General features: G+C 58.0%; 18 protein-coding genes. 15 read left to right on the top strand and 3 right to left on the bottom strand.

Annotation, left to right across the window (positions count from 1 at the left end):
- Window positions 1-36: 36 nt before the first annotated feature.
- Both NH344_RS10630 and rpmE read right to left on the bottom strand, forming a co-directional pair.
- The gene (locus NH344_RS10630; RefSeq protein ID WP_044628749.1) at window positions 37-1,308 is read right to left on the bottom strand and encodes a malic enzyme-like NAD(P)-binding protein; all 1,272 of its coding nucleotides are present in this window, start codon (window positions 1,306-1,308) and stop codon (window positions 37-39) included.
- A gap of 490 nt (window positions 1,309-1,798) precedes the next feature.
- Window positions 1,799-2,014 (bottom strand): 50S ribosomal protein L31, encoded by a 216-nt coding sequence (gene rpmE, locus NH344_RS10625; protein WP_044630499.1) that lies wholly within the window; start codon window positions 2,012-2,014, stop codon window positions 1,799-1,801.
- A gap of 19 nt (window positions 2,015-2,033) precedes the next feature.
- Between rpmE and NH344_RS10620 the strand changes: the two genes are divergently transcribed.
- The 13 genes from NH344_RS10620 to tatC all read left to right on the top strand — a co-directional run bounded on the left by NH344_RS10620 (window position 2,034) and on the right by tatC (window position 14,632).
- Window positions 2,034-4,415, top strand: a complete 2,382-nt coding sequence (locus tag NH344_RS10620) for a primosomal protein N' (RefSeq protein WP_253027893.1) — start codon at window positions 2,034-2,036, stop codon at window positions 4,413-4,415.
- A gap of 145 nt (window positions 4,416-4,560) precedes the next feature.
- Window positions 4,561-6,246, top strand: a complete 1,686-nt coding sequence (gene argS, locus NH344_RS10615; protein ID WP_253027892.1) for an arginine--tRNA ligase — start codon at window positions 4,561-4,563, stop codon at window positions 6,244-6,246.
- A 3-nt stretch (window positions 6,247-6,249) separates the two neighbouring features.
- On the top strand, window positions 6,250-7,020 hold the full coding sequence (locus tag NH344_RS10610; RefSeq protein ID WP_172514868.1) for an SPOR domain-containing protein: 771 nt from the start codon (window positions 6,250-6,252) through the stop codon (window positions 7,018-7,020).
- A 167-nt stretch (window positions 7,021-7,187) separates the two neighbouring features.
- The gene (hslV, locus tag NH344_RS10605; RefSeq protein ID WP_044630495.1) at window positions 7,188-7,721 is read left to right on the top strand and encodes an ATP-dependent protease subunit HslV; all 534 of its coding nucleotides are present in this window, start codon (window positions 7,188-7,190) and stop codon (window positions 7,719-7,721) included.
- Between the two features lie 10 nt (window positions 7,722-7,731).
- A complete protein-coding gene (gene hslU / locus NH344_RS10600) occupies window positions 7,732-9,054 on the top strand; it encodes an ATP-dependent protease ATPase subunit HslU (RefSeq protein WP_062374819.1) in 1,323 nt (440 codons plus the stop codon).
- Window positions 9,055-9,141: 87 nt separating this feature from the next.
- On the top strand, window positions 9,142-9,525 hold the full coding sequence (locus NH344_RS10595; RefSeq protein ID WP_044630493.1) for a DUF971 domain-containing protein: 384 nt from the start codon (window positions 9,142-9,144) through the stop codon (window positions 9,523-9,525).
- Window positions 9,526-9,646: 121 nt separating this feature from the next.
- Window positions 9,647-10,402: a bifunctional demethylmenaquinone methyltransferase/2-methoxy-6-polyprenyl-1,4-benzoquinol methylase UbiE gene (gene ubiE, locus NH344_RS10590; protein WP_044630492.1), complete on the top strand. Its 756-nt coding sequence runs from the start codon at window positions 9,647-9,649 to the stop codon at window positions 10,400-10,402.
- Window positions 10,403-10,445: 43 nt separating this feature from the next.
- Complete coding sequence (locus NH344_RS10585) at window positions 10,446-11,108, top strand: SCP2 sterol-binding domain-containing protein (RefSeq protein ID WP_253027891.1); 663 nt, start codon at window positions 10,446-10,448, stop codon at window positions 11,106-11,108.
- The gene (gene ubiB / locus NH344_RS10580) at window positions 11,105-12,727 is read left to right on the top strand and encodes a ubiquinone biosynthesis regulatory protein kinase UbiB (RefSeq protein ID WP_044630490.1); all 1,623 of its coding nucleotides are present in this window, start codon (window positions 11,105-11,107) and stop codon (window positions 12,725-12,727) included. The genes NH344_RS10585 and ubiB overlap by 4 nt, the downstream gene beginning before the upstream one ends.
- A gap of 52 nt (window positions 12,728-12,779) precedes the next feature.
- Window positions 12,780-13,127 carry a phosphoribosyl-ATP diphosphatase gene (locus NH344_RS10575; protein ID WP_044630500.1) on the top strand — a complete coding sequence of 116 codons (348 nt, stop codon included), beginning with the start codon at window positions 12,780-12,782 and terminating at the stop codon, window positions 13,125-13,127.
- Window positions 13,128-13,157: 30 nt separating this feature from the next.
- Window positions 13,158-13,430, top strand: a complete 273-nt coding sequence (gene tatA, locus NH344_RS10570) for a Sec-independent protein translocase subunit TatA (protein ID WP_044630489.1) — start codon at window positions 13,158-13,160, stop codon at window positions 13,428-13,430.
- Window positions 13,431-13,433: 3 nt separating this feature from the next.
- Window positions 13,434-13,853: a Sec-independent protein translocase protein TatB gene (gene tatB, locus NH344_RS10565; RefSeq protein ID WP_054641529.1), complete on the top strand. Its 420-nt coding sequence runs from the start codon at window positions 13,434-13,436 to the stop codon at window positions 13,851-13,853.
- Window positions 13,850-14,632 (top strand): twin-arginine translocase subunit TatC, encoded by a 783-nt coding sequence (gene tatC / locus NH344_RS10560; RefSeq protein ID WP_062361953.1) that lies wholly within the window; start codon window positions 13,850-13,852, stop codon window positions 14,630-14,632. The genes tatB and tatC overlap by 4 nt, the downstream gene beginning before the upstream one ends.
- 78 nt (window positions 14,633-14,710) lie before the next feature.
- Here the strand turns inward: tatC and elbB are convergent, their stop codons facing one another.
- On the bottom strand, window positions 14,711-15,370 hold the full coding sequence (elbB, locus tag NH344_RS10555) for an isoprenoid biosynthesis glyoxalase ElbB (RefSeq protein WP_044630486.1): 660 nt from the start codon (window positions 15,368-15,370) through the stop codon (window positions 14,711-14,713).
- Between the two features lie 157 nt (window positions 15,371-15,527).
- On the opposite strand from elbB, the gene hemB reads away from it, so the two are divergent.
- Both hemB and ppk1 read left to right on the top strand, forming a co-directional pair.
- A complete protein-coding gene (gene hemB, locus NH344_RS10550) occupies window positions 15,528-16,535 on the top strand; it encodes a porphobilinogen synthase (RefSeq protein WP_253027890.1) in 1,008 nt (335 codons plus the stop codon).
- Between the two features lie 124 nt (window positions 16,536-16,659).
- Complete coding sequence (gene ppk1 / locus NH344_RS10545; RefSeq protein ID WP_253027889.1) at window positions 16,660-18,861, top strand: polyphosphate kinase 1; 2,202 nt, start codon at window positions 16,660-16,662, stop codon at window positions 18,859-18,861.
- Window positions 18,862-18,863 lie beyond the last annotated feature (2 nt).

Below are 18,863 nucleotides of genomic sequence, written 5' to 3'. Positions count from 1 at the left end.
CGTTACGGGCTGCCCTGACCTAAGTGGCCTTGTTAATTACCCACCATACACGTCATTAATGGTTTTCAGCGGGTAGTGAGCCGGGTACGGCTTGCGGGCCACGCCAGAGTCGACCGCTGCCTGGGCCACTGCAGATGACACGCGCGCCAGCAGACGGATATCCACCGGCGTGGGGATGATGTAATCACGCCCGAAGCTCATCTCGGTACGCTCGTAGGCGTTCAGCACTTCCTGGGGAACCGGCTCGCGGGCCAGGTCTTTCAGTGCATGCACCGCCGCCAGCTTCATGGCTTCGTTGATACGCGTGGCGCGAACATCCAGCGCGCCGCGGAAGATGAACGGGAAGCCCAGCACGTTGTTCACCTGGTTCGGGAAGTCCGAACGGCCGGTGGCCATGATCACATCCGGGCGCGCTTCGCGGGCTACGTCCGGGTGAATTTCCGGGTCGGGGTTGGTGCAGGCGAAAATCACCGGGTCAGCGGCCATTTTCTTCACCTGATCCGCAGAGAGCAGGCCCGGGCCAGAAAGGCCGATGAACACGTCCGCGCCGTCGATGGCATCGTCCAGCGTGCGCATGTCGGTATCGCGGGCGAACTCCGCTTTGTACTCGTTGATGCCGTCACGCTCAGTGTGAATGACGCCACGACGATCCAGCATCACTAAGTTCTCTTTCTTAGCACCGCAGGAGATCAGCAGACGCATACAAGCAATAGCAGCCGCCCCTGCGCCCATGCAGACGATTTTCACGTCTTCAATCCGCTTGCCCGCGATATCCAGCGCGTTGAGCATGCCCGCAGCGGTCACAATTGCCGTGCCGTGCTGGTCATCGTGGAATACAGGGATGTTGCAGCGTTCAACTAACGCCTTTTCGATCTCAAAGCACTCAGGCGCTTTGATATCTTCCAGGTTAATACCACCCCAGGTGTCGGCAATGCGGGCAACGGTGTCGATAAACGCCTGCGGGCTTTCAGCGTCTACTTCGATATCAACGGAGTTAATGCCCGCAAAGCACTTGAACAGCACGCCTTTACCTTCCATCACCGGCTTACTAGCCAGCGGGCCAAGGTTGCCTAGGCCAAGAATCGCACTGCCGTCCGAAATAACCGCGACCAGATTACCTTTGCCGGTATAACGGTACGCATTTTCCGCTTCGCGAGCGATTTCGCGAACCGGCTCAGCAACGCCTGGGCTATACGCTAGCGCCAAATCCCGAGCTGTCGCGGTGGGCTTGGTCAACTCCACGGAAAGCTTACCGGGGATCGGCTTAGCGTGATAATCCAAAGCTGCCTGCTTATTTGCATCCGTCATAGTAAAGGTCTCATCAGCCTAAAGTAGAAAAGTTGTATCAGAATATAGAAAAAACCTAGGCGCCTCAAGCACGTAGTAAACTTACCTACGAAACGATCGTTTTAGCCAAATTCCCTTCCATTTCGGAACTTTTCCACGTTATTTGCTGCAACTTATACATCCAGCAATCAACTATAAAGGTTTCCTTATTGATGCAGTGCAGTATTTTTGGAAATAAATTCCAATAAGAGCAACGCATAGTTATCCACACCTGGTTGTCAAAACACCCTGTGGAAAAGATGGCCAAGTAAGTAGAAAAAGAACCGCGCTAGGAGGGCAGCACGTTAATCAACGTGCCGTAAAGCAAGTGGCAACACATTCAGGCAGTAGGAACGCTAATAAAAGAGCGCTAATAAAAAGGGTAGCCCCTTAGGGACAAAAAGCCCACGCCGTGGCGTGGGCTTTTGCACAGAGCACAATGCGTGCCTGCGATAGGCTAAATCCGCTAGGATTAGCCGCGCTTGATAGCAGCGCCGAAACGCTTGTTGAAGCGCTCTACGCGGCCACCAGTGGTCGCTTGCTTCTGCTTACCGGTGTAGAACGGGTGGCAGTTGGAGCATACGTCCAGAGAAAAGTCCTGACCAGAGGTAGAACCGACCTGGAAGCTTGCACCGCAAGAACAGTTGGCGGTGACCGTGTTGTAATTCGGGTGGATACCTTGTTTCATCTTGAGCCTCATAAGCTATATGCCGCCACCTGATCCGTTGCCAGGCACCGCATACGGGTTTGAAAAAACTGCTAACCGGTTAACCGCTCCATCCGATAGATTCAGAGCGGCCGCGCATTTTAGCAAACTAATCGCCGGAGGCCAATTGTCCGATTCTGTTTCTGCCCAGCCATCGTCACCTGGGCTGCCTAAGGGCGCCTTTCAGGTGCTCAAGGTCGCGTTACCGTCGCCGCTAAGACGCCTGTTTGACTACTTACCCGCACCGAGGGCTCCCGCCTGTGGCTGGCAGCCTGGGCTGCGGGTAAGGGTGCCGTTTGGCCGCCGCGATGTCGTCGGAGTGGTGGTGTCCTTGGCTTCCGGCAGCGATTTACCGCGCTCGCAGCTGCGGGCCATCGGTGAAGCGCTGGATGAGGCCCCATTACCTAGCGACTGGCAGTGGCTGTGCCAGTTTGCAGCGCGTTACTACCAGCACAGCCTGGGCGATACCATGCAGCACGCTATGCCCGCCAGGCTACGCCAGGGCCACCCTATGGCAGGGCGCACCCAAACCTTGTGGCTTCCGCTACCCAACGATGAAACAGCGCTGGCACGCGCGCCTAAACAGGCGGAGCTTTATGCGCTTCTTCGCCAGCACCCTCACGGGCTGCCGGGCCGCGCCGTGAGCGCCCACGGCTTCACCCGGGAGCAGCTATTGGCGCTGCAAAAGAAGGGCTTTATACAGCCCCAAGAGATCACTCTCACCGCCGCTCAACCCACCGGCGGAAGCTTACTCGCCTCCCCGTCGCTGCCGCTCAACCGTGAGCAGGCCACTGCGCTATCCGTGCTGCATGAAAAACTCGACGGCTACCACCCCTGTTTATTGGAAGGCGTGACCGGTAGCGGCAAAACCGAGATTTACCTACAGCTCATCGAAGCGCTCGCTGCCAAAGGAAAGCAGTCCCTGGTGCTCGTGCCCGAAATTGGCCTCACACCACAAACGCTAGCGCGGTTCAAAAGCCGTTTTCGCGTGCCGGTGGTGGCGCTGCACTCCGGGCTTACCGACCCAGAGCGCTTAGATGTATGGGAAGCCGCCGCCAACGGCCGCGCACTGGTGATTATCGGCACCCGTTCGGCCATTTTCACCCCGCTGGCAAACCCCGGCGCGATCATCGTCGATGAAGAGCACGACGGCTCCTATAAACAGCACGACGGGCTGCGCTACCACGCACGGGACCTTGCTGTTGCCAGGGCGCACTACCACGGCATTCCCCTATTACTGGGCAGCGCGACGCCCTCGTTTGAAAGCCTGCAGAAGGCGCTTACGGGCGCTTATCGACACCTGCGGCTAACTCAGCGGCCCAGCCGTCACCCGCCCGCTAAGTTAGAGCTAATCGACCTGCGTCATCAACGTCGCCAAGGCGGGCTGTTGCCGGGGGCCATCAAAGCCATCAAAAGCACCCTCGCGGCGGGCAAGCAGGCGCTCATTTTCATCAACCGGCGCGGCTTTGCGCCGAGCCTAGCCTGCCATAGCTGCGGCTGGATGGCCGAATGTGGCCAGTGCGATGCGCGTATGACGCTACACCGCCAGCCACCGCTGCTGGCCTGCCACCACTGCGACAGCCGCCGTGCCCTGCCGGATGCCTGCCCAGAGTGCGGCAGCGGCGATTTACGTGCGCTGGGTAGCGGCACGGAGCGCACCGAGGAGACGCTACAAGGGCTGTTCCCTGACACCACTGTTCACCGCATTGACCGCGACAGCACGCGCAAAAAAGAGAGCTTCGAGCAGGTGCTCAAAGAGATTCAGCGCGGCGAGCCCTGCCTGCTGGTGGGTACTCAAATGCTCGCCAAAGGCCACCACCTGCCCCACGTCACCTTGGTGGTGGTGGTCAACGCCGATGGCGGCCTCTACGCGGCGGATTTTCGCGCCCTAGAGCACAGCGCACAGCTATTGGAGCAAGTAGCGGGGCGCGCAGGCCGCGCCGCCCACCCTGGCCGGGTGCTGGTGCAAACTCTCCACCCGGATGACCCACACCTAGGCCAGCTGGCCGAACATGGCTACGGCGCGCTGGCCCGCAACCTGCTGGAAGAGCGCCGCATTGCCAAACTGCCACCGTTCAGCTTTATGGCCCTACTACGTGTCGAAAGCCCCCAAGAGCACGCCGCCCTAGCGCTGGCCCAGCAGGCCGCCCAGGCGCTACGCCAGTGGTTGAAGGACGCCAATGTGCCGGTACGCTGCCTGGGGCCCGTGCCCGCCCCCATGGAGCGTCGCCAAAACCGCTACCACATTCATGTCATGATCACTGCTGACAAACGTAGCCACCGCCACGCCGCCGCTAACTGGCTGGTGCAGTGGCTAGAAGCTAACCGCGAGGCGCGAAAAGTGCGCTGGTCGATTGACATCGACCCACAAACCCTGGCCTAGCCGCCAGAGCTCGTATCCAACGCAAGTCCTATCCTAAAGGGAATACGGCTTTGAAACTGCGCGCCAATTGCCGATAATGACCGCTTTGCCGCTGCATTACCTGGGCGCCTGCACACGCCGCCACCGACGACATCCGGATATTTACATGAAAGATACGATTATTTCTCTGCTCGAAGGCGCGGTTGACGCGCTTAAGCACCAAGGCGTGCTGCCCAACGACTTAACGCCCACGATCAAAGTGGACCCTACCAAAGACAAGGCCCACGGCGACTACGCCACCAACCTCGCACTGATGTTGGCCAAGCCTTCCGGCATGAAGCCACGCGAGCTGGCCGATACCCTCGTCGCCGCCCTACCCGCCAGCGATGCCATTCAAAAAACTGAGATTGCGGGTCCTGGGTTTATCAACTTCTTTGCCGCCGCGGACGCCGCTGCACAAATCGTTGCTCAGGTGCTGGATAGCGGCGATGCTTTTGGCCGCAGCCTAATCGGTAAAGGCGAGAAAGTGCAGGTGGAGTTTGTCTCTGCCAACCCCACTGGCCCGCTCCACGTAGGCCACGGCCGAGGTGCGGCGATTGGCGACAGCCTTTGCCGACTGCTGGAAGCCACGGGCTACGACGTGACCCGCGAGTTCTACTACAACGACGCGGGTGCTCAGATTAAGAACTTAGCACTTTCCGTTCAGGCTCGTGCTAAAGGCCTCGGCCCCGACGATGCCAGCTGGCCGGAAGATGGCTATCGCGGCGAGTACATCGTGGATGTCGCCAACGACTATATGGCGGGCAAAACGGTCACCGCCGATGACCGCGAAGTAACGGCTAAAGCGGATGCGGATGATTTAGATGCCATTCAAGCCTTTGCCGTTGCCTGGCTGCGCCGCGAGCAGGATCTAGACCTCAAAGCCTTTGGCGTCGAGTTTGACGTTTACTTCCTGGAGTCCTCGCTCTACGAGGATGGCAAGGTCGAGGCCACCGTCGAAAAACTGGTCGCCAACGGCCACACCTATGAAAAAGACGGCGCCATGTGGCTGCGTACCACCGACTTCGGTGATGACAAAGACCGTGTGATGCGCAAGCGCGAAGGGGGCTACACCTACTTCCTACCCGACGTCGCCTACCACCTGAACAAATGGCAGCGCGGTTTTAAAACCGTGATCAACGAGCAGGGGGCTGACCACCACTCCACCGTCACGCGCGTACGCGCAGGCCTACAGGCGCTGGAAGTGGGTATCCCACAGGGCTGGCCCGATTACGTGCTGCACCAAATGGTCATGGTGACCCGCTCAGGCGTTGAGGTAAAACTGTCCAAACGCGCAGGCAGCTATGTCACCATCCGCGATTTGATTGATGAAGTAGGCCGCGACGCCACGCGCTTCTTCCTGGCGGCACGGCGCGCGGACTCTCAGTTGACCTTTGACATCGACCTCGCCCGGTCGCAGTCCAACGACAACCCGGTGTATTACATTCAGTATGCCCACGCGCGGGTGTGCAGCATGTTGCGCAAAGCCGAAGAGGCAGGCCAACCGTTTGACCACAGCGTCGCCATGGCCAATTTAGCGCTACTGGATAGCGACCAGGAAAAAGCCGTTCTTAACCGCTTGGCTCGCTACCCAGAAGTGGTTGAGCACGCTGCGAAAAGCCGCGAGCCTCAGCAGGTTGCCCAGTACCTACTGGATTTAGCCGGTGACTTCCACACCTGCTATAACGCGGTCAAAGTGATGGTCGACGACGACACGCTGCGCAACACTCGCCTAGCCCTGGGCCTAGCAACCCGCCAAGTGCTGCGCAATGGTCTGGACCTTATGGGTGTTAGCGCACCCGAGGAGATGTAGTTCATGGCCAGCCCGCGCACTAAGCCCACCCGCCGTGGAGCCACGTCGCAGCGTAAGTCCGCCCGCCGCTCTGGGGGCGGGCTACGCATTCCCGGCTGGCTGTGGGGGATTGTCGGGGTCGCCGCTGGTTTTTTCCTCGCCCAGCACCAGCACGGCACTGCTCCCTGGCAAGATCAGCAGGAGGTTCCTCAGGCGACGGTACTGCCAAAACCCGCGGGTAGCGATGAGCGCAGCGCAGCGCGGCAAACCGAAACGCCCACCGAGCCCTCCATGCCTACGTTCGAGTTCTACACGCTGCTGCCTGAAACCGAAGTCATCGCCCCCGGCGGGGCGATTCCCTCGACCATCACGCCCCCGACCGTAGCGGCCAGTGATGCTGACGCAAGCGATACGGCAACCGACACGTCAACCGATAGCACAGAAACCGCCACCAGCACGCCTGCTGACGACCCCATTGCTCAGGTGATTGCCGCCAACACGCGCCCCAACGAGCAGGCCGCTGCCGCTCAGCAGGCACCCGCGGCCAGCAATAGCACGCCCAGCCGCTATATGCTGCAAGCCGCTTCGTTTCGTGAGATTGGCGATGCCGAACAGCTGCGCAGTCGTTTGCGTAACCTAAGCCTGCTAGCGCAGATCAGCGAAGTGCAGGCCAACGGTGATACCTGGCATCGGGTTCAGGTTGGCCCCTACGACGACACCCGCGAGCTCAACCGCGCTCAGGACTTAATGAGCACACAAGGCATTGAGCCGCTGCTGATACAGCTACAGAACTAACTAACAGCGTGCTGAGCTGCGCCAGGCACGCTTTATCTGATGGCTTTCGCTTGCGGGCGGTTGATTTTTTATCAGCCGCCCGCATTTTGTTGGGAATCGCTTTTTATACGGCCGCCCTGGCGGCCGATCAGTCATCGGGAGCGCGTCTCCCCCAAGGAGTTATCTCCATGACCACAATTGTTTCCGTTCGCCGCGGTAACCAAGTAGCCCTCGCAGGCGACGGCCAAGTCTCGCTTGGCAACACCGTGATGAAAGGCAATGCCAGCAAAGTACGCCGCCTTTACCGTGGCAAAGTGCTGGCCGGTTTCGCCGGTGGCACCGCTGATGCGTTTACCCTATTTGAGCGTTTTGAAGCGCAGCTTGAAAAGTATCAGGGCCATTTAACCAAGGCAGCAGTTGAGCTTGCCAAAGATTGGCGCACCGACCGCGCGCTGCGCCGCTTAGAAGCCCTGTTGGCCGTGGCCGACCACAGCGCCTCGCTGATTATTACCGGTAACGGCGATGTGGTTGAGCCAGAGCGCGGCATTATTGCGATTGGCTCAGGCGGCAACTTTGCCCAGGCCAGCGCCCGCGCACTGCTCGAAAATACTGAGCTGTCCGCTCGCGAGATTACCGAAAAATCCCTCGCCATCGCTGGTGACATCTGCGTATTCACCAATCACCACGTGACGCTCGAAGAGCTGAACATCAACGAACGTTGAGGCCACTTTAATGACCCAGATGACACCCCGCGAAATCGTCCATGCGCTGGATCAGTACATTATCGGCCAGCAAGATGCCAAGCGCGCAGTGGCTATTGCCCTGCGTAACCGCTGGCGTCGTATGCAGCTCGACGACGAGCTGCGCCCGGAAGTTACGCCGAAAAACATTCTGATGATTGGCCCCACCGGCGTGGGTAAAACCGAAATTGCCCGCCGGTTGGCGAAGCTGGCCCGTGCGCCGTTTATCAAGGTAGAAGCCACCAAGTTCACCGAAGTGGGCTACGTGGGCCGCGACGTCGAGTCGATTATCCGCGACCTGATGGAAGCGGCGATCAAGATGGTCCGCGAGTATGCCAAAGAAGAAGTTAGCCACCGCGCCGCAGACGCCGCTGAAGACCGTGTACTCGACGCCCTGCTGCCGCCGCCCCGAGGCCAGGAAGATAAGCCCCGCGAAGATAGCAGCACCCGCCAGACCTTCCGCAAAAAGCTGCGTGAAGGCCAGCTTGACGATAAAGAGATCGATATTGAGATCTCCTCCCACGGCCAAGGCATCGACATCATGACCCCTCCGGGTATGGAAGAGATGACCAGCCAACTGCAGAGCCTGTTCTCCAACATGGGCCAGCAGAAGCGTGAGCAGCGCCGGGTGACCGTGAAAGAAGCGCTGGTGCTACTACGTGATGAAGAGGCCGGCAAACTGGTCAACGAAGAAGAGATCAAAGCCCGCGCCGTGGAAGCCGTCGAGCAGCACGGCATCGTGTTCCTGGACGAGATCGACAAGGTCGCCAAGGGCAGCGGCCAGTCAAGCGGGGGCGAAGTGTCCCGGGAAGGTGTGCAGCGTGACCTGCTGCCGCTGATTGAAGGCTCGACGGTGTCGACCAAGTACGGCATGGTCAAAACCGACCACATTCTGTTCATCGCTTCCGGTGCTTTCCACCTGTCGCGCCCTTCAGACCTCATTCCGGAACTGCAGGGCCGCCTGCCGATTCGCGTTGAGCTGGATGCGCTAACGCCGGGCGACTTCAAGCGGATTCTCACCGAGCCTTCTGCCTCACTGACCAAGCAGTACCAAGCGCTGCTGGCGACCGAAGGGCTAGACCTTGAGTTCACCCCGGACGGTATTGAGCGTATTGCCGAAATCTCCTGGCAAGTGAACGAAGGCACCGAGAATATCGGTGCTCGCCGCCTGCACACTGTGCTAGAGCGCCTATTGGAAGAGGCATCGTTCAAGGGTGGTGATATGGATAGCCCCTTGGTGATCGACGCTGACTACGTCAACGCTCAGCTAGGCGAACTGGCGGTCGACGAAGACCTGTCGCGCTATATTCTGTAAGCGCTAGTATCGGTATAGCCACCGGCAGCTTGTCCGCTTTGCGGGCAGGCTGCTTTTGCTACTTATCGTCACGAGGTTCCCGTATTTATGAACGCCCCGACACCCACACGGGTTCACTACCATAAGCAGGCTCGCGAGCTGGAGCTTGGCTATGCCAACGGTGACACCTATCGACTACCCGTTGAATTTTTAAGGGTTTACTCCCCTTCAGCTGAAGTGCGCGGCCACGGCGGTGACACGGCCGTTCTGCAAGTCGGTAAAAAGGAAGTCGGCCTGCAAAATATTACCCAGGCCGGTAACTACGCGCTCAAACTGCACTTTGATGACGGTCACGACAGCGGCTTGTTTAGCTGGAACTACCTGTTTGACCTTGCCACACATCAAGATGCCTATTGGCAGAACTATCTCAAACGCTTGGAAGAGGCAGGGGCCTCCCGCGAGCCTGCGGGCATTCAATTCAAGCAGCTGTGACGCGGTGCCCCAGGTGAAGCGCAGACAAGCCGGGGTCGGGAAGGCTACAATGTTGCCAACTACTTATTGCGATGACCTAACGGTCGACAACTACCGCCTCGAACTCGGGAGCTAAAGCCCCATGAGCCCCACCGAAAAACGCACTACCCATTTCGGCTACCAAGAAGTGCCGGTCGACGAGAAAGCCTCTCGCGTGGCCGATGTATTCCACTCAGTGGCCGCCCGCTATGACGTGATGAACGACCTGATGTCCATGGGCATTCACCGGATCTGGAAACGACTCACCATTGAGCGTGCAGGCGTTCGCCCAGGGCACCATGTGCTGGACATCGCTGGCGGCACGGGCGATCTCACCCTAAAGTTCTCCCGCTTAGTTGGCCCGCGTGGCAAAGTCGTTTTGGCCGACATCAATGCCTCCATGTTACGCGTTGGCCGCGACAAGCTGATGGATAACGGCGTAGGTGGCAACGTGGAGTACGTTCAAGCCAACGCCGAGTGCCTACCCTTCCCGGATAACAGCTTCGACTGTATTACCATTGCCTTCGGCTTGCGTAACGTCACCGATAAAGATGCCGCGCTGCGTTCTATGGCACGGGTACTCAAGCCAGGCGGCCGCCTGCTGGTGCTGGAGTTCTCCAAGCCCAACAACCCGCTGCTCTCCAAGGCCTACGATGAGTACTCTTTCCGCCTGCTGCCCAAAATGGGCGAGCTGGTGGCGGGTGACGGCGAAAGCTATCGCTACTTAGCCGAATCAATTCGCATGCATCCGGATCAAGAAACCCTGAAAGGCATGATGGAAGCCGCGGGCCTTGAGCGGGTCGAGTACACCAACCTGACCGGCGGTATCGTCGCCCTTCACCGCGGCATCAAGTTATGACACAGCAGCATCAAGCAATCATCCTCTGGCACCAGAGGTCAGCATGCTAATCACCCCGACCCTGCTGCTGGCCGGATGTGAACGCACGTTAAATGCTCTACTTGCCCGCGATCCAGCCGCACCTGCGCGGCTGGCGGCGCTAGCGGGCAGTCGACTGCTGGTTCGGCTTGAGAAACCTCATTTGGCGCTTCTTCTGTGCTACCACGCGACAGGCGTTGATCTGCAACATGGCGATGAGGTGGAAGAGACCGACGTTGATGCCGTGGTGGAACTGACGCCTGAAACGCTCTCCGAATGGCTGAGCGGCGCTTCCATTGAGCGGCTGATGTTCGACGGGAAACTGGCCGTACGCGGGCGTATCCACCTATTGGAAGCAACCCGCGATCTGCTGTTCGATCTGGATATTGATTGGGAGAGCGAGCTGGCGCACTGGCTAGGCGATATGCCTGCTCACTCACTGGCGGAAGGTATTCGACGTGCGGCCCGCTGGGGACTGCGTGCCAAAGACGAGCTGCTGCAGGACGTATCGGAGTACGTGTTTGAGGAAGCTCGCCTGCTTCCCGGCCGCCAACAGCGCGACGTGCTCCGCGACCACCTGACCGAGCTTGAGATCGCCACCGACCGTCTGGAAGCGCGACTTAACCGTCTCCATAAGCGACTCACGCAGCCAGCGGAACCATCAACGCCTAAGGAGCAGCGCGGATGAGCCTGCGGCTGTTTAAAATTGTCTGGGTCGTCACGCGGCACCGTTTAGACACTTTGATTCCCGCTGAACGCCTACCGCTATGGATGCGCTTGCTGCTGAAGCTGTCGCCGCTGCAGCTAGTGCCCCTGGGCCAGCGTAGCCGCGGCGAGCGTTTGCGTTTGGCGCTAGAGGCGCTGGGGCCGATTTTTATTAAATTTGGTCAAATGCTCTCTACCCGCCGGGACTTGCTGCCCGAAGATATCGCCGACGAGCTGAAGCGCCTACAGGATCAGGTGCCGCCCTTCCCTGGCGAACTAGCCGCCGCGCGGGTAGAAAACGAGCTGGAGATGACGCTGGCAGAAGCCTTTGCCGCCTTTGATCGCGTGCCATTGGCATCGGCATCAATTGCCCAAGTCCACGCCGCTACACTTCACAGCGGCGAAGACGTGGTGGTCAAGATCATCCGCCCCAGCATTGACCGCATCATGCGTCAAGACATGGGCTTGATGTATCAGGTCGCCAAACTGCTTTCCAAAGTGCCGGAAGCTAGGCGCTTACGCCCTGTCGAAGTAATCCGCGATTACGAGGCGACACTGTTCGACGAGCTGGACCTCTACAAGGAGGCCGCCAATACCTCGCAGCTCAAGCGTAATTTCAAAGACTCACCGCTGCTGTTTGTGCCGACCATTTACTGGCCCTACACTCGACGCCACGTCATGGTGCAGGAGCGCATTCGCGGCGTGCCGGTCGCCGATTTGGACACCCTGATCGCACGGGGCACAAATTTGAAGAAGCTCGCCGAGCGCGGGGTGGAAATTTTCTTCACCCAGGTGTTCCGCGATAACTTCTTCCATGCGGATATGCACCCCGGCAACATCTTTGTGAACTGCGATGACCCGGAAGACCCGCAATATATTGCGATCGACTGCGGCATTGTCGGCAGCCTCACCCGGGAAGATCAGGACTACCTTGCCCGTAACCTGCTGGCATTTTTCCATCAGGATTACTACGAGGTCGCTGCGCTGCACATTGAATCGGGCTGGGTAGGTGAAAACACCCGCGCCAACGAATTTGCCGCCGCTATCCGCACAGTTTGCGAGCCCATTTTAGAGAAGCCGCTCAAGGACATCTCTTTTGGACAGGTGCTGCTCGGGCTTTTCCAGACCGCTCGGCGTTTTAATATGGAAGTGCAGCCCCAATTGGTGCTGCTGCAAAAGACGCTACTCAATATTGAAGGCCTGGGCCGCCAGCTCTATCCAGAGCTGGACTTATGGAGCACCGCCAAGCCCTACCTAGAAAAGTGGATGAAAGAGCGGGCAGGCATTGGTGGGTTGTGGGAGTCCCTCAAGCGCCAAGCGCCGGAGCTTTCTCATCAACTGCCCGAACTACCGGTGCTTGCTCATCAGGCGCTTAGCCGCATGGAGCATGAGCACCGTCAGCGCCATCAGCAGGTGACGGCGATCAGCCAGATGCGCCGTCAAATGAGTCAGCAAGGTAAGCGCCAGCATCGGCTGCGCATTGGCTTGGCCCTCGTCGCTATTGCGCTGGCTTGGCAGCCACTCAGTAGTTGGGCTGCCACTCAGGATTGGCCGATACTCGCGGCTGCCGGTGCCGGCTTAATACTGCTGCTCTGGCACTGATACGATGCAATCACTTGACGAAACGACGCCGCCGATTGATAAAGAGAACACCATGACCGACGCTAACCATGTTCCTGTGCTTGACGCCCTTGCTGAGGTTTTAAAGCAGCGCCGCCACGCTAATCCAGAAGATTCTTATGTTGCCTCCTTGCATCATAAGGGTTTGAACACGATACTCGAAAAAGTCGGCGAAGAAGCCACCGAAACGCTGCTGGCAGCCAAAGACGCCGAGCACGGCAGCGAACAGGACCGTGAAGCGTTGATCGCCGAAACGGCCGACCTGTGGTTTCATAGCCTTGTCATGCTGTCGCATCTGGATCTTGACCATCAGCGAGTACTTGATGAACTCGCCCGGCGGTTCGGTATTTCTGGTCACGACGAAAAAGCGTCCCGATCATAACGTTAACCCTGCTCCAATGAGGAAATGCATATGTTAGGTGGTATCAGTATTTGGCAGTTGCTGATTGTTCTGGGCATTATCATCCTGATTTTCGGCACTAAAAAACTGCGTAACGTGGGCACCGACCTTGGCGGTGCAGTGAAGGGCTTTAAGAAAGCCATGCACGAAGAGGAAAAAGAGGGCGATAAGAAAGACGCCGACCAGCCTCAAGCGAAAGTGAGCCACGAAGAAGCCGGCAATACCTACGACGTACAGGCGGAAGAGAAACGCGCTGCTGCTGACCGTAACGAAGAGCGCAAATAAGCCATGCTGGATATCGGCTTTCTTGAACTCATGCTCATTGGCATCGTGGCGCTACTGGTGCTCGGCCCTGAACGGCTGCCCAAAGCGGCACGCACGGCAGGGCTATGGATCGGCAAGATCAAGCGTACGGTATCCGGCATGCAGCGTGAGATCAGCGCCCAACTGGAAGCGGAAGAGCTGCGGCAAAAGCTGAACGAGCAGCAGAAGAAGCTCGACGATAGCTTGAAGAAAGCCAAGCAGGACGTGGAGAGCATTGCCGAGTCTCCCTCGCCCAGCAGCAATGCGACCGCTAATCAGCAAGCGACCGAGCAGCGAGTAGCAAGCGCCAGTGCCCGGCTAGACGACGCGCTGCAAACGGTGCGTGAAGATACCCCAGCCCCCACTGACAAGGCCGATCATCAAAAGGATAGCAACCACCAATGAGTATGTCTGGCGATTCCCCGGAGCCGCATAACGACCAAAGCCAAGCGCCTCTCATTGAGCATCTCATCGAACTGCGTTCGCGCTTGATGAAGGCCATTGTGGTAATTCTGGTGGTGTTTCTGGGGCTTTACGCGTTTGCGAACGACATCTACAGTTTTGTGGCCGACCCACTGATGTCGCTGCTCCCAGAAGGCTCACAGATGATTGCCACCGAGGTGGCTTCTCCCTTCTTAGCGCCGTTCAAGCTCACCCTGGTGGTGGCGGTCTTTATTGCTATCCCCTTTGTGCTGCATCAGGCCTGGGCCTTCGTCGCGCCAGGGCTTTACGACAACGAAAAAATGTTGGCCATACCGATTTTAGTATCCAGCGTGGCGTTGTTTTATGCCGGTGCGGCCTTTGCTTACTACGTGGTGTTTCCGTTGCTGTTTGAGTTTTTCACCCAAACCGGCCCGGAAAACGTTGCGGTAATGACCGACATCAACCAGTACCTCAACTTTGTACTGAAGCTGTTCTTTGCGTTTGGGGTGGCCTTTGAGATTCCCATTGCCACCTTCCTGCTGATTTTATCTGGTGCCACAACCGTTGAGAGTCTCTCCAAAAAGCGACCTTACATTGTTTTAGGCTGCTTTGTGGTGGGTATGCTACTGACACCGCCGGATGTCATATCCCAAAGCCTGCTAGCGATCCCTATGTATCTTTTATATGAGGTTGGTTTGCTCTTTGGCCGCTTGGTCCGCAAGCGCCGCGCAGAAGCAGACGCCGAAGATCAGGAGTCGTAAGCTCTCTGCGTGCCCGGTACTAAAAAGCCTCTGTCATCCCAGGATGACAGAGGCTTTTCCCCTACTAAGCGCTGACACTTAGCCCATCATTTCATCAATGCGGTCTACCAGCTTAAAAATACCGGTAGCGGCTTCACTGATACGCGTAGCGAGCATATACGCTGGCGTTGTCACTACACGATGCTCATGATCCACCACAATCTCTTCTACGCCACAGCTGCGATGCAGGCCACCCATCGCGCTAATGGCCCCGGCGACGCCCGGATCATGCCCAATGGTGACCGCAATGCCATCGCCCAACAGGCGCGGAACCATCACCGGGGCAATGCACATTAAACCGATGGGCTTGGCATCCTCTTTAAATCCGGCTAACGCCTCTTTGACGCTCTCCAATACCTGCATGCTGTCGCTCTGCATGGCGAAATCAGAGAGGTTTTTAGCCACCCCAAAACCACCCGGCACGATCACTGCATCGAACTCATCAGAATCAAGCTCGGTAATCGGGCTAATATCACCACGGGCCAAACGGGCAGACTCCTGCAGCACATTGCGGGTTTCGCCCTCTACCGGCGCTTGGTCTAGGTGATTAATCACATGGTGCTGAGCCACATCCGGGGCAAAGCAGCGATAACCGATCCCCAGCTGGTCAAGGCGTAACAGCGTCAGGGTGGTCTCGTAAATTTCCGAGCCATCAAACACGCCACAACCCGCCAATACGATTGCTACCTGCTTCGTCATACCTATCTCCTTGTCCAAGTCATCTCTGTGGCTGAATGGCTCACTTTAGTCAGTCTCTATTGCCGCCACAAGGCGGCTTTCGCTGCATGGCATGCCTGATATACTCACACCAAGCCCTGAACGGGGCACCCACATTGCGATTGCCTGGAGAGAGCCGTTGACTACTTCAACCCCACGCCACTTCCCCGCCACCCGAATGCGCCGCATGCGCCGGGACGATTTTTCTCGCCGCTTGATGCAAGAGTCGACGCTAACGCCCAACGACCTTATCCTGCCGGTATTTGTTCTGGAAGGTGAAAATCAGCGTGAAGCGGTGGCCTCCATGCCCGGCGTCGAGCGCCTCTCGATTGATCTGCTGATTGAGCAGGCCCGCGAAGCCTATGCGCTGGGTATTCCCGCACTGGCGCTGTTCCCGGTGATTGGCCCTGAGCAGAAAAGCGAACTGGCCGAAGAGGCCTATAACGCCAGCGGACTAGTGCAGCGCAGCGTTCGTGCACTCAAAGAAGCACTGCCGGAGCTGGGAATCATTACCGATGTGGCGCTGGACCCTTACACCAGTCACGGCCAGGACGGTATTCTGGATGAGCACGGCTACGTTCAAAACGACCGCACCGTCGACACGTTACTCAAACAAGCGCTCTCCCACGCGGAAGCAGGCGCCGATGTAGTGGCCCCTTCCGATATGATGGATGGCCGCATTGGTGCCATTCGCCAAGTGCTGGAGCAGGAGCATCTGCATAACGTGCGCATTATGGCCTACAGCGCCAAGTATGCTTCCCACTATTACGGCCCCTTCCGCGATGCGGTCGGCTCAGCCGCCAATCTGGGCAAAGCGGACAAGCGTACCTATCAGATGGACCCTGCCAACAGCGATGAAGCGCTGCACGAAGTGGCCATGGACATTGCCGAAGGTGCCGACATGGTCATGGTCAAACCGGGCATGCCCTACCTGGATATGGTACGCCGAGTGAAAAGCGAGTTCCAAGTGCCTACCTTTGCCTACCAGGTCAGCGGTGAGTACGCCATGCACCGTGCAGCGTTCGATAACGGCTGGCTAGAAGCGGAGCCAGTGATTCTGGAGTCGCTGATGTGCTTTAAGCGCGCTGGGGCCGACGGCATCTTGACCTACTTTGCCCTAGAGGCCGCTCGCCTGCTGCAGCGTTAACCGTCATTTATGCCATTAAGATGACAAATCGGTGACACCTATTTGTCATCTTCCCCCTGCATACTCACCCTAATAAACATTAAAACGCTATGATGAGTACGAGCCACTACCGCGGGGGGCAACCATGGACGACAACGCTATAGATTCCACGCCAGCATTACCAGTACCGCCCAATGAGCAAATGAGCGGCGAAGCCGATATTGCACCGCTGCGTATTAACCGCACACCCACCGGGGTTCAAGCAAAAGAGTCACATACTGAAGCTGACCTTGACGATCCGCAGCTCTACTTTAACCGCGAGCTTTCTCACCTACAGTTTAATATTCGTGTATTAGAGCAGGCGTTAGACGATGCGCACCCACTGCTCAACCGGCTAATGTTCCTGCTGATTTTCTCCTCCAACATGGATGAGTTTTTCGAGATTCGTGTGGCGGGATTAAAACATCAAATGGCCTTGGGCGATGACACCCCCGCTGCTGATGGCCGCCTGCCCAAAGCCGTGCTGGCTGAGATTTCCGAGATTGCTCACCAACAGATTGCCCGTCAGTACGAGATTCTCAATGATACTTTGCTGCCTGCGCTGGAAGCCCAGGGGCTACGCTTTCGCCGCCGCGACCAGTGGACAGACGAGCAAAAAGCCTGGGTGCGGGATTTCTTCGATAACGAAATCATGCCGGTGATTAGCCCCATTGGCCTGGACCCATCACACCCGTTCCCACGGCTGGTGAATAAGAGCCTCAACTTTATTGTCGAACTTGAAGGCAAAGATGCCTTTGGCCGAGCGGGCGGCATGGCGATTCTGCCCGCGCCGCGCTCGCTGCCGCGCCTGATGGCACTGCCTAAAGAGCTGTGCGCGGAAGGTTTTTCCGAGTATGTGTTCTTATCGTCGATGATCCACGCCCACGCCGAGGAGCTTTTCCCCGGCATGCGCGTGCGGGGCTGTTACCAGTTCCGCCTGACCCGCAACGCGGACATGACCGTTGATCCTGAAGAGGTATCCGATCTTGCCTCGGCCCTGCGTGGGGAGCTGCTGGCCCGGCGCTACGGCAGCGGCGTGCGTTTGGAAGTCGCCGACAACTGCCCGGACGATTTGACCAACTTCCTACTGCGCCAGTTTGACTTGGAGAGCGGTGATCTTTATCGCGTTCAGGGGCCCGTAAACCTGACCCGCATGATGGCAGTGCTGGGCGATGTGGACCGCCCCGAGCTGCTCTACCGCCCGTTTGCCCCCAGCGTGCCCAAAGCGCTGAAAGGCGGCAGTCTGTTTAGTGCCATTGCTAAAAGTGATATATTGCTGCACCACCCCTTCCAGTCCTTCTCTCCCATTGAGGATTTGCTGCGGGAAGCCGCCCGGGACCCGGATGTGCTGGCCATCAAGCAAACGCTTTACCGCACCGGCTCAGACTCCCCCATCGTCAGCGCGCTGGTCGACGCTGCTAGTCAGGGTAAAGAGGTGACGGTGGTGATTGAGCTGCGGGCGCGCTTCGACGAGGCGGATAACCTGCAGCTAGCGTCACGTTTGCAAGAAGCAGGCGCGATCGTGATTTACGGCATTATGGCTTACAAGACCCACGCCAAGATGCTGCATATCGTGCGCCGAGAAAAAGGTGAGCTGCGCCACTACGCGCACCTGGGCACCGGCAACTATCACTCCAAAACTGCCAAGCTCTACACCGATTACAGCCTGCTGACCGCCAACACAGCCCTATGCGCGGATGTGCATAAAGTCTTTCAGCAGCTCTCGGGCATGGGCAGGGCACGCAAGATTGATACGCTGCTACATGCGCCTTTTACGCTGCACGAGCGCTTAGTCGAGATGATTGATCGGGAAGCCCAGGTGGCACGTAAAGGAAAACGCGGCCATATCATCATCAAGTGCAACTCGCTGACCGAACCCAAGCTGATCAAAGCGCTATATCGCGCCTCTCAAGCGGGCGTGGAGTGCGATCTGATCATTCGCGGCATGTGCTGCCTGAAGCCGGGCATCCCCGGCGTATCCGACAATATTCGCGTACGCTCGATCATTGGCCGCTTCCTTGAGCACACCCGGGTGTTCCACTTCCATAACGACGGCAAGCCAGAAACCTGGTGCTCCAGCGCGGATTTTATGTCGCGCAATATGTTCCACAGGGTAGAGACCTGCTTCCCGCTGCTGGATAAGAAACTCGCCACCCGCGTTCGCAAAGACCTGGAGACCTACCTGGTGGATAACTGCCAGAGCTGGCTACTGCAAAGCGACGGCAGCTACCAGCTACAGGACCCCGGCAGCGGCGACGCGATCAGCGCTCAGGAAACCCTGCTGTACGCCTACGCCTCTAAGAGCTAATG

Source organism: Halomonas sp. Ps84H-12 (assembly GCF_024124725.1).
Taxonomy (GTDB): domain Bacteria; phylum Pseudomonadota; class Gammaproteobacteria; order Pseudomonadales; family Halomonadaceae; genus Vreelandella; species Vreelandella aquamarina.
The sequence above is the reverse complement of the archived record's forward strand: the minus strand, read 5'-3'. Positions and strand labels throughout refer to the sequence as shown.